11 protein-coding genes and 1 pseudogene are annotated in these 12754 nt (G+C 64.3%); 3 read left to right on the forward strand and 9 right to left on the reverse strand.

Annotation, left to right across the window (positions count from 1 at the left end; all coding sequences use genetic code 11):
• From EOA79_RS22640 to gcvP, 3 genes are all read left to right on the forward strand, one after another.
• Window positions 1-931, forward strand: a 931-nt coding sequence (locus EOA79_RS22640; protein WP_128293289.1) for a glycine cleavage T C-terminal barrel domain-containing protein, incomplete at its 5' end; no start/stop codon positions are given.
• Window positions 932-938: 7 nt separating this feature from the next.
• Window positions 939-1307 (forward strand): glycine cleavage system protein GcvH, encoded by a 369-nt coding sequence (gcvH, locus tag EOA79_RS22645; RefSeq protein WP_067000208.1) that lies wholly within the window; start codon window positions 939-941, stop codon window positions 1305-1307.
• 16 nt (window positions 1308-1323) lie between these two features.
• Entirely contained in the window at window positions 1324-4134 is a 2811-nt protein-coding gene (gcvP, locus tag EOA79_RS22650) for an aminomethyl-transferring glycine dehydrogenase (RefSeq protein WP_127335525.1), read from the forward strand.
• A gap of 13 nt (window positions 4135-4147) precedes the next feature.
• Here the strand turns inward: gcvP and EOA79_RS22655 are convergent, their stop codons facing one another.
• The 9 genes and pseudogenes from EOA79_RS22655 to EOA79_RS22695 all read right to left on the reverse strand — a co-directional run.
• Window positions 4148-5320 carry a GGDEF domain-containing protein gene (locus EOA79_RS22655; protein WP_095826109.1) on the reverse strand — a complete coding sequence of 391 codons (1173 nt, stop codon included), beginning with the start codon at window positions 5318-5320 and terminating at the stop codon, window positions 4148-4150.
• A gap of 174 nt (window positions 5321-5494) precedes the next feature.
• Complete coding sequence (locus EOA79_RS22660; RefSeq protein ID WP_095802255.1) at window positions 5495-5968, reverse strand: hypothetical protein; 474 nt, start codon at window positions 5966-5968, stop codon at window positions 5495-5497.
• A gap of 133 nt (window positions 5969-6101) precedes the next feature.
• Window positions 6102-7064, reverse strand: coding sequence for a type II secretion system F family protein (locus tag EOA79_RS22665; protein ID WP_067328072.1), 963 nt, complete (start codon window positions 7062-7064; stop codon window positions 6102-6104).
• A gap of 1 nt (window position 7065) precedes the next feature.
• Window positions 7066-8031, reverse strand: a complete 966-nt coding sequence (locus EOA79_RS22670; RefSeq protein ID WP_095826110.1) for a type II secretion system F family protein — start codon at window positions 8029-8031, stop codon at window positions 7066-7068.
• Window positions 8032-8034: 3 nt separating this feature from the next.
• Window positions 8035-9456: a CpaF family protein gene (locus EOA79_RS22675; RefSeq protein WP_095802174.1), complete on the reverse strand. Its 1422-nt coding sequence runs from the start codon at window positions 9454-9456 to the stop codon at window positions 8035-8037.
• Entirely contained in the window at window positions 9453-10667 is a 1215-nt protein-coding gene (locus tag EOA79_RS22680; protein WP_095826111.1) for a response regulator/pilus assembly protein, read from the reverse strand. Before EOA79_RS22680 ends, EOA79_RS22675 begins: the two co-directional genes overlap by 4 nt.
• Before the next feature lie 13 nt (window positions 10668-10680).
• Window positions 10681-10956, reverse strand: a complete 276-nt coding sequence (locus EOA79_RS22685) for a hypothetical protein (protein ID WP_245322494.1) — start codon at window positions 10954-10956, stop codon at window positions 10681-10683.
• Window positions 10957-10960: 4 nt separating this feature from the next.
• Entirely contained in the window at window positions 10961-12355 is a 1395-nt protein-coding gene (locus EOA79_RS22690) for a type II and III secretion system protein family protein (RefSeq protein WP_245489917.1), read from the reverse strand.
• Between the two features lie 81 nt (window positions 12356-12436).
• Window positions 12437-12754, reverse strand: a pseudogene (locus EOA79_RS22695) (hypothetical protein); the annotation flags it as partial.

Here is a 12754-nt window from a genome sequence, read left to right on the forward strand (position 1 = left end):
CGGCCTCGTTGAGGAAGAAGGTGTATTTGGATTGGGCGATTTCCATCGCGCCTGCCCGCTCGACGCCGGCGCGATGGAAATCGCCCAATCCAAATACACCTTCTTCCTCAACGAGGCCGCCGGCGTCATTGACGACTTGATCGTCACGCGTCTTGGCGATGGCCGATTCATGGTGGTGGCCAACGCCGGCAATGCGGCCGAGGACGAAAGGCATTTGCGTGCGTTGGCCGCGGATTTCGATGCCAAGGTCGAGCCGCTCGACCGCGTCTTCCTGGCGATCCAAGGCCCGGACGCCTGGGCGGCCCTTTCGCGACCCGGTATCGAAACGGGCTCGCTGCTGTTCATGCATGGTGTCGAGCCCCGGCAACACTGGTTCATGAGCCGCTCCGGCTATACCGGCGAGGATGGATTCGAGATCGGGCTGCCGGAAGCGGATGCCCGCGATCTCGTCGGCAACCTGCTGCAGGACGAGCGCGTGCAATGGATCGGCCTTGCCGCCCGCGACAGCCTGCGGCTTGAGGCAGGGCTCTGCCTGCATGGCCAGGATCTGACACCCGAGACCGATCCGGCGAGCGCCGCTTTGATGTGGGCGATCCCTAAGGAGCTCCGCGCTTCCGGTCACTTCATCGGCGCCGACGCGCTGCGCTCGATCCTCGAGCGTGGGCCGTCTCAGAAGCGCGTTGGCCTAAAGCCCGATGGTCGTCAGCCGGTGCGCGCCGGCGCCGCGCTTGTCGATGCCGACGGCAATGCGGCAGGTCACGTGACCTCGGGCGGCTTCGGGCCGTCGACTGGCCACCCGGTCGCCATTGGCTATGTCGACAATGCGCTGGCCAAGCCCGGCAACAGACTGTTCGCCGACGTCCGCGGGACCAGCATCCCGATCGACGTCACTTCGCTGCCCTTCACGCCACATCGCTACCGCAAAGGATGATATTCCGATGGCAAATACCTATTTCACCGAGGATCATGAATGGCTGCGCGTCGAAGGCGGCGTCGCCACCGTCGGCATCACCGACTATGCGCAGGAGCAGCTCGGCGATCTCGTCTTCGTCGAACTGCCGGAAATCGGCCGCAAGCTCGCCAAGGGCGACACTGCAGTAGTCGTCGAATCCGTCAAGGCGGCCTCTGACGTCTATGCGCCGGTCGACGGCGAGATCACCGAAGCCAACACAGCACTGTCGTCGGACCCTTCATTGGTCAATTCGGCGGCGACCGGCGATGGCTGGCTCTGGAAGATGAAGCTTTCCAACGCAAGCCAACTCGACAGCCTCATGGACGAGGCCGCCTACAAAGCCCATATCGGCTGATACCAGGATCTTGGAAATGACCGCAGCACCCATTCCTTTCTCGGCCCGTCACATCGGCCCCAGTGTCAACGATGTCAGGGCCATGCTCGCCACCATCGGCGTTCCGTCCGTCGAAACGCTGATCAGCCAGGCCGTGCCGAGATCGATCCGCCTCGACCTGCCGCTCAACCTGCCCACTCCGGCCAGCGAGGCCGAAGCACTGGCCGAATTGTCGGCGATGATGGTGAAGAACACGGTGCTGAAGAGCTTCATCGGCGCCGGTTATCACGGCGTCCATGTGCCGCCGGTCATCCAGCGCAACATGTTCGAGAACCCGGCCTGGTACACGGCCTACACGCCTTACCAAGCCGAGATCAGTCAGGGCCGGCTGGAGATGCTGTTCAATTTCCAGACCCTGGTTGCCGAGCTGACCGGCCTGCCGGTGGCGTCGGCTTCGCTGCTCGACGAGGCCACCGCCGTTGCCGAAGCGGTCGGCATCGCACTGCGCCATCACCGCGACAAGCGCACCAAGGTGGCGCTTGCCGGCACGCCGCATCCGCAGACGCTCGATGTCGTGCGCACCCGCGCCGAACCGCTCGGCACCGAGGTCGACGGCGAGACCATCGACGACAACACCGCCGCCCTGCTCGTCTCCTGGCCGGACACTTTCGGCGTCTATGGCGACCACAAGGCGGCGATCGAGAAGGCCTGCGCCGCTGGCGCTCTGGTCGTCTTCATCGCCGACCCGCTCGCGCTTACGTTGACGGATGCGCCGGCCAAGCTCGGTGCCGACATCGCCGTCGGTCCGATGCAGCGCTTCGGCGTGCCGATGGGCTTTGGCGGCCCGCACGCGGCCTATTGCGCCGTCTCCGACAAGCTCACCCGTCTGATGCCCGGCCGCCTCGTCGGCCAGTCGACCGACAGCAAGGGCCGCCCGGGCTATCGCCTGGCGCTGCAGACGCGCGAGCAGCACATCCGCCGCGACAAGGCGACCTCCAATATCTGCACCGCGCAGGCGCTGCTCGCCAACATGGCGACGGCCTATGCGATCTGGCACGGTCCCGCCGGTTTGCAAGCGATCGCGGAGCGCGTCCACACTCTCGCCAACCGCCTTGCGGCGGGACTGAAGACAGCGGGCGTGGCCGTTCTCGGAGCACATCGCTTCGACACTGTGACGGCGGAAGTGAAAGGCAAGGCAGCGGCAATAGCCGCCGCCGCCGAGAAGACTGGCCGGCTGCTGCGCGTCATCGATGCCGACCACGTCGGCATCGCCTTCGACGAGACCTCGACCGAAGCCGACCTCGAAGCGATCGCGGCGCTATTCGGCGCCAAGCCCGGCACGGTGGCAGCCGGCTCGATGCCCGGTCAGCGGCGCGGCAAGGAGTTCCTCACCCAGCCGGTTTTCCACGAGAACCACTCCGAGACCGAGATGATGCGCTTCCTGCGGCGGCTGGCCGACAAGGACCTCGCGCTGGACCGCGCCATGATCCCGCTCGGATCCTGCACCATGAAGCTCAACGCCGCCGCCGAGATGATGCCCGTGAGTTGGGTGAATGTCGCCAACCTGCATCCCTTCGCGCCGGCCAGCCATTCGGCCGGCTATCGGGCCATGGTCGGCGACCTGGAGGCCTGGCTGTCGGAGATCACCGGTTTCGACGCGGTCAGCCTGCAGCCCAATGCCGGCAGCCAGGGCGAATATGCCGGCCTGCTCGCCATCCGCGCCTATCACCGCGCGCGCGGCGAAGGCCACCGCACCGTGTGCCTTATCCCGTCCTCCGCGCATGGCACCAATCCGGCGAGCGCGGCGATGGCGGGAATGAGCGTCGTCGTCGTGCGCTGCGCAGAGGACGGCAGCATCGACATGGATGACATGCGGGCCAAGGCCAACGAGCATTCCAAGAACCTCGCGGCGCTGATGTTCACCTATCCCTCGACGCATGGCGTCTACGAGGAAGGCGCGCGCCATCTCTGCGCCCTCATCCACGAGCATGGCGGCCAGGTCTATTTCGACGGCGCCAACCTCAACGCCCTGGTCGGTCTCGCCCGCCCCGGCGATATCGGCGCCGACGTCTGCCACATGAACCTGCACAAGACCTTCTGCATCCCGCATGGCGGCGGTGGCCCGGGCGTCGGCCCGATCGGCGTCAGGGCGCATCTGAAACCCTATCTGCCGGGCCATGTCATGGAAGGTTCGGCGCATGCCGTCGCCGCCGCGCCCTTCGGCAGCGCTTCGATCCTGCCGATCACCTGGATGTATATCCGCATGATGGGCGGCTCCGGGCTGAAGCAGGCCACCGAGACGGCGATCGTTTCGGCCAACTATGTGGCGACGCGGCTCGCGCCGCATTTCCCCCTCCTCTACAAGGGCAGGAGCGATCGCATCGCCCATGAGTGCATTCTCGACACGCGCGTGCTCAAGGAGAGCGCCGGCATCAGCGTCGACGACATCGCCAAGCGCCTCATTGACTACGGCTTCCACGCCCCGACCATGTCATTCCCGGTCGCCGGCACGCTGATGGTCGAGCCGACGGAATCCGAACCCAAGCGCGAACTCGACCGATTCTGCGAGGCGATGATTGCGATCGCCGGCGAGGCGGCGAAGGTGGCGAAGGGCGAATGGCCGCTCGACGACAACCCGCTGGTCAACGCCCCGCACACTGCCGCCGAGGCATTGGCAGGCGCATGGCCGCATCCATACTCGCGGATGGAAGCAGCCTACCCAGCGGGTGACGTCGATCTGGCAGCAAAATACTGGCCGCCGGTTTCGCGCATCGACAATGTCGCCGGCGACCGCAACCTGGTCTGCTCCTGCCCGCCGCTGTCGGAATATCTCGGCGCCGCAGAGTAGACGGTAGGGCAAGTTAGGCCGAGCGCAGGGCTGGCCCACTATCGGGCTGGTCCTCCTGGCGTTGGGCGATCACGCGGTTTCGCCCGGCGCGCTTTGCGGCGTAGAGCGCGGCGTCCGCCTCAGCCAGCACCTCGTCCAAGGTCCGGCCATCGGGGGCGCCAAATCCCATGCCGCCGCTGACGCTGCTGCGCAACGGACCACGTTGAGTCGGAACGATTTCGGTGCCGAAAGCGACCCCGATCCTGCTTGCCATATCGTGCGCCTTTTCCGGCGTCATGCGCGATAGGACGAGCGCGAACTCCTCACCGCCTAGCCGGAAGGCATCGACCCCGGCCCTGCCATATTTCTTGATCACCGCCGCGAAGCGGCAAAGCACCTGATCGCCGACGGGATGGCCGAAGACATCGTTTGTGGTCTTGAAATGGTCGAGGTCGAACATCGCGATCGCCATGAACGGACCGAAGCTGCGACCGCCGTAAAGCTCGTTGAGCGCCCTGCGGTTCATCAGGCCGGTCAGCGGATCGGTCATCGTCGCGGCCTTGAGCTCGATCTGCGCCTGCAGATGGTGCAGCGAAAGCGTCAGCGCGCCGAAGCCGGTCATGCAGGCGACCGCGACGACGGAGTTCAACCGCTCCGCCCAGTTGTCGGGCGCGGCGCCTAGGACCCATTGCCCTTGCACCAGCAGCACCAGGCCGCACAGCGCGAAGGATATCCCGCAGGCGCCGCTGAGAAACGAAACGACGAGCAGTATCCGGCGGTCGTGATCGCCCTTCATCCAGAACATCGTTCCGATCGCGCCGAGCAGCGCCGTCACCGTCGAATAGGTGATCAGAAAGCCGACAACATCGAAGCCGAAATAGGTGACGAGGGCGCAAGCCGCCATCGCTGCCAGCGCCGGCACGATGGCGCGGCGATAACTGCGGATGCCGAGATACTGCATCGCCGACAAACAGATGACGAGGAACCCCAGGCTGAGCAGGGCAAGCACCATTTGGCAGAGCCACGGGTTGGCGTCCTTGGTATAGCGCCAGAACAGGACGACATGGGCAACGAGCACGAGTATGCCGCAGGCGACCGTAAGCACGAAACGCGCCTGCGGCGCGGTGAGCCAGATCGCGAGCATCGTGACGCTGAGGCATGTGCCCGACAGCGCCGCCGCGAGCAGGAGCGAGCTGAAATCCAACATCTCTGAAGATCTGCCGTTGGGGAGACTCGTTGCTTCCTCAATGTAGGTTGTAGAGGCGTGGCGCAAACCCTTTTCGGCCGGTGTCCGCTGCTCGCTCGACAAAGGGTTTACAAAGCGTCGACATGTCCGCTGAAACTACGGCCCGGTTCCGCGGCGGGACGAGCCGGAAGCGGATCAGCTCTTGTCGAGCAGCGCTAGGTTGGCGTTGACCACGGTCTGGTCGGCGAGACCGGCCTTGGCTTCGAGCAGCAGCGCCCTTGCCTTCTTCTTGTTGCCGCGCAGGAGCTGCGAATAGCCCATATTGTTGACGATCTGCGGCTTGCGCCCGGCGACCCTCAGCAATTGCGCATAGGCGCGGTCGGCGAAGTCGAAGCGGCCGAGCTCGTCATAGGAGGCGGCAAGCCCCATCCAGGCTTCGGCATTGTCTGCCTTGAGCTCCACCGCTTTGCGGAAATGCTGTTCTGCGAGACCGAAATTCGCCTCCCGGAATTGCGCCTTGCCCTCCGTCAGGTCGGCGGCGCTGATATCCTTGGCCGTCGCCTGGATTGCGGTGGTCTTGGTCGTGTCGACGCTGCTGTTCGTAGTACAGCCGGTGATCATCAAGACGGCCGCCAATACCGCCGCTGCCGTGGAAAGTCTGTGACGCATGCCCTGCCCCGTCGCCCGATTTGCCGGGTCGTTCTTCAGCAAGGACCATACAGGAGAGCGATTAAGCTTCGGTGCCGAAATGCGCCTAAATTTCAGTTGCTTGCAAAGGATGCGTTAACCAGCACCGCCGGCCTCAGTGCGACGTCAGCCTTACCACGATCGGGATGATGGCGACCATCAGCACCACCGGCAGGATGCACACCGTCACCGGGACCGACATCTTGGCCGGCAAGGCATGCGCCTTCTCCTCGGCAAGCGACATGCGCTTGTGGCGCATTTCGTCGGAAAAGACACGCAGCGCTCCCGACAGGCTGGTGCCGAGCTCCTTGGACTGCTGCAGGAGCGTCGCGAAGGAGCGCACCTCGTCGAGGCTGAGGCGATCGGCGAGCGCCTTCAGCGCATCGTCGAGGCTGCGGCCGGCCCTCAGCTCCAGCGACACCAGCTGCAGGTTCTGGCTGAGCGACGGATAGGTCCTGGCGAGTTCCTTCGAGACCCGCTCGATGCCGGCCTCCATGCTCATGCCCGCGTCGGAGCAGACGATCATCAGATCCATGAAGTCGGGAAAGCCATTGCGGTATTCGCGCATCTTTTCCCGCACCTTCTGTGTCAGCACCAGGCCGGGCAGGAAATAGCCGGCCGCTCCCGACAGGATGATGAAGGTCCAGCGGCTGGTCACGGTCGATTCGGCGCTGGCCGCCCAATGGTTGACCAGGAACGCCCCAAGCGCCATTCCGACCAGCGCGGCAAAACGGATCAGGAAGAACGTACCGACGGCGCGCGGCTCCATGTAACCGGCCTGGATGAGCTTCATGCGCAGTCGCGCGACATTCTCCGGATCGCTCTTGGCATAGAATTCCTGCGCCCGCCTCACCGCCTTCTCGCGCACGGCGTTCGCGTTTTTCCTGGGTGCCGGCTCGTGCTGCTCGATCGGCTGCGCCGCCTCGACCTTCAGCCGGCGCTTGACCTCGTTGCGGTCGCCCTGCGCGACGACCAGCGGCCAGGCCACCGCGCCGCCGCCCATCACCAGCAGCAGCACAGCCACCGGCATCAGCGATGTCGGCGCTAGCGAGGCAAGGAAGCGGATGACCTCGTCCATTTCAGAACCTGAAATTCGACATCTTGAACATGATGGTATTGCCGAGCAGGAGCCACAGGATCGAGCCGCCCAGCATGTACCAGGTCTTCGGTATCCCCCACACCTCGCGGTAGAATTGCGGCATCAGCACCATGATGGCGGTGAACAGAAGCACCGGCACGGCGGTCAGGATATAGGCCGACATGCGGCCTTCGGTCGAAATGGCGCGCACCTTGCGCCGCAGCTTGCCGCGCTCGCGGATGGTCGACGACAGGCCGTCGAGGATCTCGCGCAGATTGCCGCCGGAGCTGCTCTGGATCGAGACTGCGGTGACGAACAGCGGCAGGTCCTCATGGCCGACGCGATCGAACAGGTTGTTGAGCGCTGAAACCAGGTCCGAGCCATAAGTCACTTCGTCGGCCACGACGCCGAACTCGGTGCCGATCGGATCGGCCATCTCGCGCGCCACCATCGCGATCGCCACCGGCACCGGGTGGCCGGCCTTGAGGCCGCGCGTGATCAGCTCCAGCGCTTCCGGCAATTGCATGCCGAAGCGCTTAAGCCGGCGCTTGCGCAGAAAACGCATCGCCATAACCGGCAAGACCGGCACCAGCACCAGAAGCAGGACCAGCCCGAACAGCAAAGGCAGGCCGTACCAGACGGCGAAAAGCGCCAGAGTGAACGCTGTCCCCGACGTGATCGTGAGGAATTTGGGCATCGGCATGATCATGCCGGACTGCGTGCGCAAGGCGCGAAAGCGATCGAAAGAAAGGAGGGGCGTGCCCTCTTCCATGCCGCGCTCCTTGCGCAGCTGGATCAGCACCTGCTCCTGGCTGATCTTGTTCTCCGCCAGCTTCATGCGGCGATTGATCGCCGTGCGCTTGTCGCTGCGGCCGGCATAGAGCAGGTAGCAGCCTTCGGCGATCATGATGCCGGTGAGCGCCGCCGCCGCGTAGACGGCATAGATCGGGCTGAATCCCTCGAGCACCGGCTACTCCTGCGGCCGGCCGGGTTCGAAATACTTGCCCGGAAATTCAATGCCCATGTTGCGCAGGTCCTCGAGGAAGCGCGGTCGGATGCCCGTTGCCTCGAAATGGCCGACGATCTTGCCGTCCGCCTCCATGCCGGTGCGCACGAAGCGGAAGATCTCCTGCATCTGGATGACGTCGCCTTCCATGCCCGTCACCTCGGCGACGCTGGTCACCTTGCGCTTGCCGTCGGACAGGCGTGTCAGCTGCACGATGATGTCGATGGCGCTCGCAATCTGGCTGCGGATCGACTGCACCGTCATCGGCATGCCGGTCATGCCGAGCATTTGTTCGAGGCGCGATATTGCGTCGCGCGGCGTGTTGGCGTGGATGGTCGCCATCGACCCTTCATGGCCGGTGTTCATAGCCTGCAGCATGTCGAAGGCTTCCTCGCCACGGCACTCGCCAAGGATGACGCGGTCGGGCCGCATGCGCAGCGCGTTCTTGACCAGATCGCGCTGCTTCAGTTCGCCATGACCCTCGATGTTTGCCGGGCGCGTTTCCATGCGCGCGACATGCGGCTGCTGCAGCTGCAACTCGGCGGCGTCCTCGATGGTGATCAGGCGCTCGTCCTCGGGAATGAAGGCCGACAAGGCATTGAGCATCGTCGTCTTGCCGGTGCCGGTGCCGCCGGAGATGATCGTCGTCTTGCGCGCATGCACGGCCGCCGCCAGCACCTCGGCCATGTTCTGGGTGATGGCGCCGAACTCGACCAGTTTGTGCAGACCGAGCTTGTTCTTGGAGAATTTGCGGATCGACACCAGCGGCCCGTCGACGCCGACCGGCCTGATCGCGGCGTTGAAACGCGATCCGTCGAGCATGCGGGCGTCGACCATCGGCTGCGATTCATCGACGCGGCGGCCGACGGCCGCGACGATTTTATTAATGATCCGAAGCAGATGCGCCTCGTCCTTGAACGGGATATGGACCTGCTGCAGCTTGCCTCGCTTTTCGACGAAGCAGTTCTGATGGCCGTTGATCAGGATATCGTTGATCTCCGGATCCTTGAGCAGCGGCTCCAGCGGGCCGAGGCCCACCATCTCGTCGACGATGTCGTCCACCAGCGCGTCCAGCTCGGCGGTGTTGATCGCCATTCGCTCCTGACGGGTCTTTTCCGAGACGAATTCATGCACCTGGCGGCGCATTTCGTCCTTGGGCAGCCGCTCCAGAGCGACGAGGTTGATTTCTTCGAGCAGCATGCGGTGGATGCGCACGCGCGCGTCGAGCACCTTGTTGGCGCTCTTTGCGGGTGCTGCTTCCAGCTTCGGCGGCGCCGGCTTGCGGGTCGTCGGAATGACCACGGCGTGATGCGCAACGGGCGCGGGTTCGGGCGCCCGCAGCGGACGGACATCGCGATTCTGCAGGTTGGAGAAGCGACTGCTCATCCTGCTTTCCTCTTCAAGAGGCCCTTGCCGAGGCCGAACAGCGACTTCGATTTTGCCGTCGTCGCCACGGCCTCCTCGGGCAGGATGATTTTCTTCAGGTCATTGACGACATTGGCGTTCGGATCGATGTCGTGCAGCGGCACGCCGCGGTCGACGGCCTCGCGCACCAGCCGGTAGTTGTTGGAGATGCCGCCGACGAAGTGCTCGCCGAGGATATCCTGGACGTCAGCCTGCTTGATGCCGCTGTCGAACATCTTCTGCTCGAAACGGTTGACGATGACGTTCGGCTTCACTTCCCTGCCGGCCGTCTCGTAGATGGCCTGGATGAGACGCTGCGTGTGGCGCAGGCAAGGTACCGTCATCTCGGCCACGATATAGAGCTTGTTGGAGCCGAGCAGCACCGTCTCGGTCCACGGGAACCAGGTGCGCGGCATGTCGATGACGACATTGTCGAAATAGGCCGAGACGAGGTCGAGCATGCGCACCACGACATCGGTCTTGAACGAGCGCATTTCGGAAGGGCGCGTCGGCGCCGCCAGCACGCAGAGCCCGCTTGCATGCTTGGACAGCATGACGTCCAGCAGCTGCCGGTCGAGACGTTCGGGCTGGTTCTCGATTTCGGTGATGTCGAAGCGCGGCTCGAGGTCGAGATATTCGGCGCAGGCGCCCTGCTGGAAATTGAGGTCGACCACGCAGGTCGAGGCGCCTCGCGTCACCGAATGGTGCAGCTGGAAGGCGGTCTGCAGGGCAAGCGTGGTGGTGCCGACACCGCCGGCGGCCGGCATGAAGGTGTAGATTTGCGATTCGCTGTTTTCCTCCCGCCCCGGCCCTTGAAGCGCGCGAATGACGGAACGCACCAGATCGGCGGTGGTGATCGGCTTTACCAGGAAGTCGGCGACTTGGAGCTGAACCAGGATGCGCACCGCCGCCGCATTGAATTCCTGCGTGACGACGACCACGGGCACGCGGCCTTCGATCCGGCGCATGATGCGCTGCAGCGACTCGATCTCTTCGAGCTTGGCCGCGTCCATGTCGACAATGACGGCGCCGAAATCGGTCTCCTGGACCTCGCCGCGCAGTTCGTTGACGCTTTTCTCGACCGTCAGAAGCTCGATGACCTCGGATGCAGCGAAAGCCGTCCGCGTGTCCTGCGAAAACGCCCGATCGGTCGAAACGAGCAGGATCTTCTTGGTCTTGGTGCCCGATGCCATGGTCGTCAGCTCATCAGTCTGCTGTCGTTGATACCGATGTCGTTGAAGCCGACGCCGCGCCGCCCTTCGCGCCCGCGGCAGTGGCCGTGGAGTTCGCGCTCGGAGCCGGCACCAGAAGCCTGGTGTTCTGGACGCCGTACTGCCAGGGATCGACCATCTGCATGGCCGTGTTGGACGCCTGCGCATTGCCGGCGGCCGGCGTCACGCCTTCGGTGCGCACATAGTCGTCGCTGGTGCAGCCGGAGAGCGCGCTGGCGAGCAGCAGAGCTATGCAAGGAGCCAGACGCATGGCTTCAGTCCTTCGGCAGATCGAGGAAATGGCCCGACGTCGTGGCCGCCACCGGACGGGCCCCGCTGCCGTCGGCCAGTGCCAAGGGGCGCTTGGGAGCGGAAGCGTCGACTTCCTCGGTGTTGTTCAGGAAGTAGTCGGCATTGCTTGGCGGCCGCGTTCCGTCGGTGGGCTCGACCATCTTCTTCGACGGGTCAACCGGTTTGACCAGGTAGGGCGTGACGATGATCACCAGATCGGTCTCGCGCCGCTGATAGGATTTCGAGGAGAACAGCGGACCGAGAACCGGCAGCTTGCCGAGCCCCGGCAGGCGCGAGGTGGTGATGTCGTTCTGCGACTGCAGAAGGCCCGCGATCATGAAGCTCTGGCCGTTTTTCAAGTCGACCGACGTCTTGGCGCGACGCACGATGAAGGCAGGAATGGAAATGCCGCTGCTGACTTCGATCGACGCGGAGGGATCGATCGACGAAACTTCCGGCGCGATATCGAGGCTGACCAGTCCACCCTTGAGCACGGTCGGCGTGAAATCCAGACCGACGCCGTATTTCTTATAGCTGACGCTGATCTTGCCGTTGTCCTCGGACACCGGGATCGGGAACTCGCCGCCGGCAAGAAAGCTCGCCGTCTGGCCCGAGCGGGCGATCAGGTGCGGCTCGGCCAGCCGCCGGGCGAGACCGCGCTCTTCCAGCGCCTTGATGGCGATGTCGATCGAAACCCCGTTGGAAAGCAACCGGCCGATGATCTCGCCGGTCCCGGCGGTCGGTACCGTGCCCGGGTCGATGATGACGTCGCGACCGCCGACGCCGAAGGCAAAGTTGGCCCCGTATTTGGCGCCGAGATCCTGTCCCGCCTGCCGGTTGATCTCGACGAAACGGACATTGAGCTGAACCTGCTGCGAGGACGAGATGTTGACCGAGTTGATCACTTCCTCATTGCCGGAGAAGCGCGACGCGATCTTGCTCGCCTTGTCGGCCGCGACCGCGTCTTCCGCCTCGCCCGAAAGCACCACGCGGCCGTTGGCCGAACCGACCTTGATCTTGGCATCCGGCACGCTGGCGCGGATGGTGTTCGCGAGTTGGTCGGTGTCCAGCGTCACCTCGATGTCGATGGTGCCGACGAGCTGCTTGTTCTGATCGAACAGCGCGATGCCGGTGGTGCCGAGATTGTTGCCCAACACATAGAAGGACTTGTCGGTCAGCGGATTGACGTTGGCGATCTCCGGATCGCCGATGACGATCTGATAGAAGGCCGCGTTCGTCATGATCGTCTTGGGCTTGCCCTTGGCGACTTTGATCGAGGCGTTCTTGGTCGCCGAGACGTATACGACGTCGTTGTTTGCCTGGGCCGGCGCCCCAAAGGCCAGCATTCCGGCGGCTGCCAGAAAGGCGCCCGCCGCCATTGCACGCAGAAGGCGCAGCCCTCTCGTCGTCCGTTCTTTGTTCAACACATGCATTGTCCCGTTCCCGCCGGTCCCCACCGGCTATTGTTCTTGTTCCTTGGAAGGAACGACGTCTCCCTCGGCGGGCTTGGAGGGAACCTTGTATTCCTCCACCTTCGTGCCACGGGACACGATCACCGTCTTGAATTTTGGCTCCTCCGGCTCCTTCGCCACCGCCTTGACCAGCGAGGCGGCGCTTGCCTCGGCGCTCGCGGCAACCGAACCGCCGAAGGAAGAGATGGTGGTAAGCCCGTTGCCGCTGGCGCTGGCATCGGCGGCGGACCGCAAAGACAGCGACAAGGAGCCGACGGTGCGGGCGAGCGCTACCTTCTGCGCCCCTTCGTTCGTGACCTCGAGGGT

The organism is Mesorhizobium sp. M1A.F.Ca.IN.020.03.2.1 (assembly GCF_004023205.1).
In the GTDB taxonomy this organism is placed as follows: domain Bacteria; phylum Pseudomonadota; class Alphaproteobacteria; order Rhizobiales; family Rhizobiaceae; genus Mesorhizobium.

Bases quoted from the DNA above. Each gene is read 5' to 3' on its own strand.
- gcvH (WP_067000208.1), top strand. From the start codon at position 939: ATGGCAAATACCTATTTCACCGAGGATCATGAATGGCTGCGCGTCGAA.
- gcvP (WP_127335525.1), top strand. From the start codon at position 1,324: ATGACCGCAGCACCCATTCCTTTCTCGGCCCGTCACATCGGCCCCAGT.
- EOA79_RS22655 (WP_095826109.1), bottom strand. From the start codon at position 5,320: ATGTTGGATTTCAGCTCGCTCCTGCTCGCGGCGGCGCTGTCGGGCACA.
- EOA79_RS22660 (WP_095802255.1), bottom strand. From the start codon at position 5,968: ATGCGTCACAGACTTTCCACGGCAGCGGCGGTATTGGCGGCCGTCTTG.
- EOA79_RS22665 (WP_067328072.1), bottom strand. From the start codon at position 7,064: ATGGACGAGGTCATCCGCTTCCTTGCCTCGCTAGCGCCGACATCGCTG.
- EOA79_RS22675 (WP_095802174.1), bottom strand. From the start codon at position 9,456: ATGAGCAGTCGCTTCTCCAACCTGCAGAATCGCGATGTCCGTCCGCTG.
- EOA79_RS22680 (WP_095826111.1), bottom strand. From the start codon at position 10,667: ATGGCATCGGGCACCAAGACCAAGAAGATCCTGCTCGTTTCGACCGAT.
- EOA79_RS22685 (WP_245322494.1), bottom strand. From the start codon at position 10,956: ATGCGTCTGGCTCCTTGCATAGCTCTGCTGCTCGCCAGCGCGCTCTCC.
- EOA79_RS22690 (WP_245489917.1), bottom strand. From the start codon at position 12,355: ATGGCGGCGGGCGCCTTTCTGGCAGCCGCCGGAATGCTGGCCTTTGGG.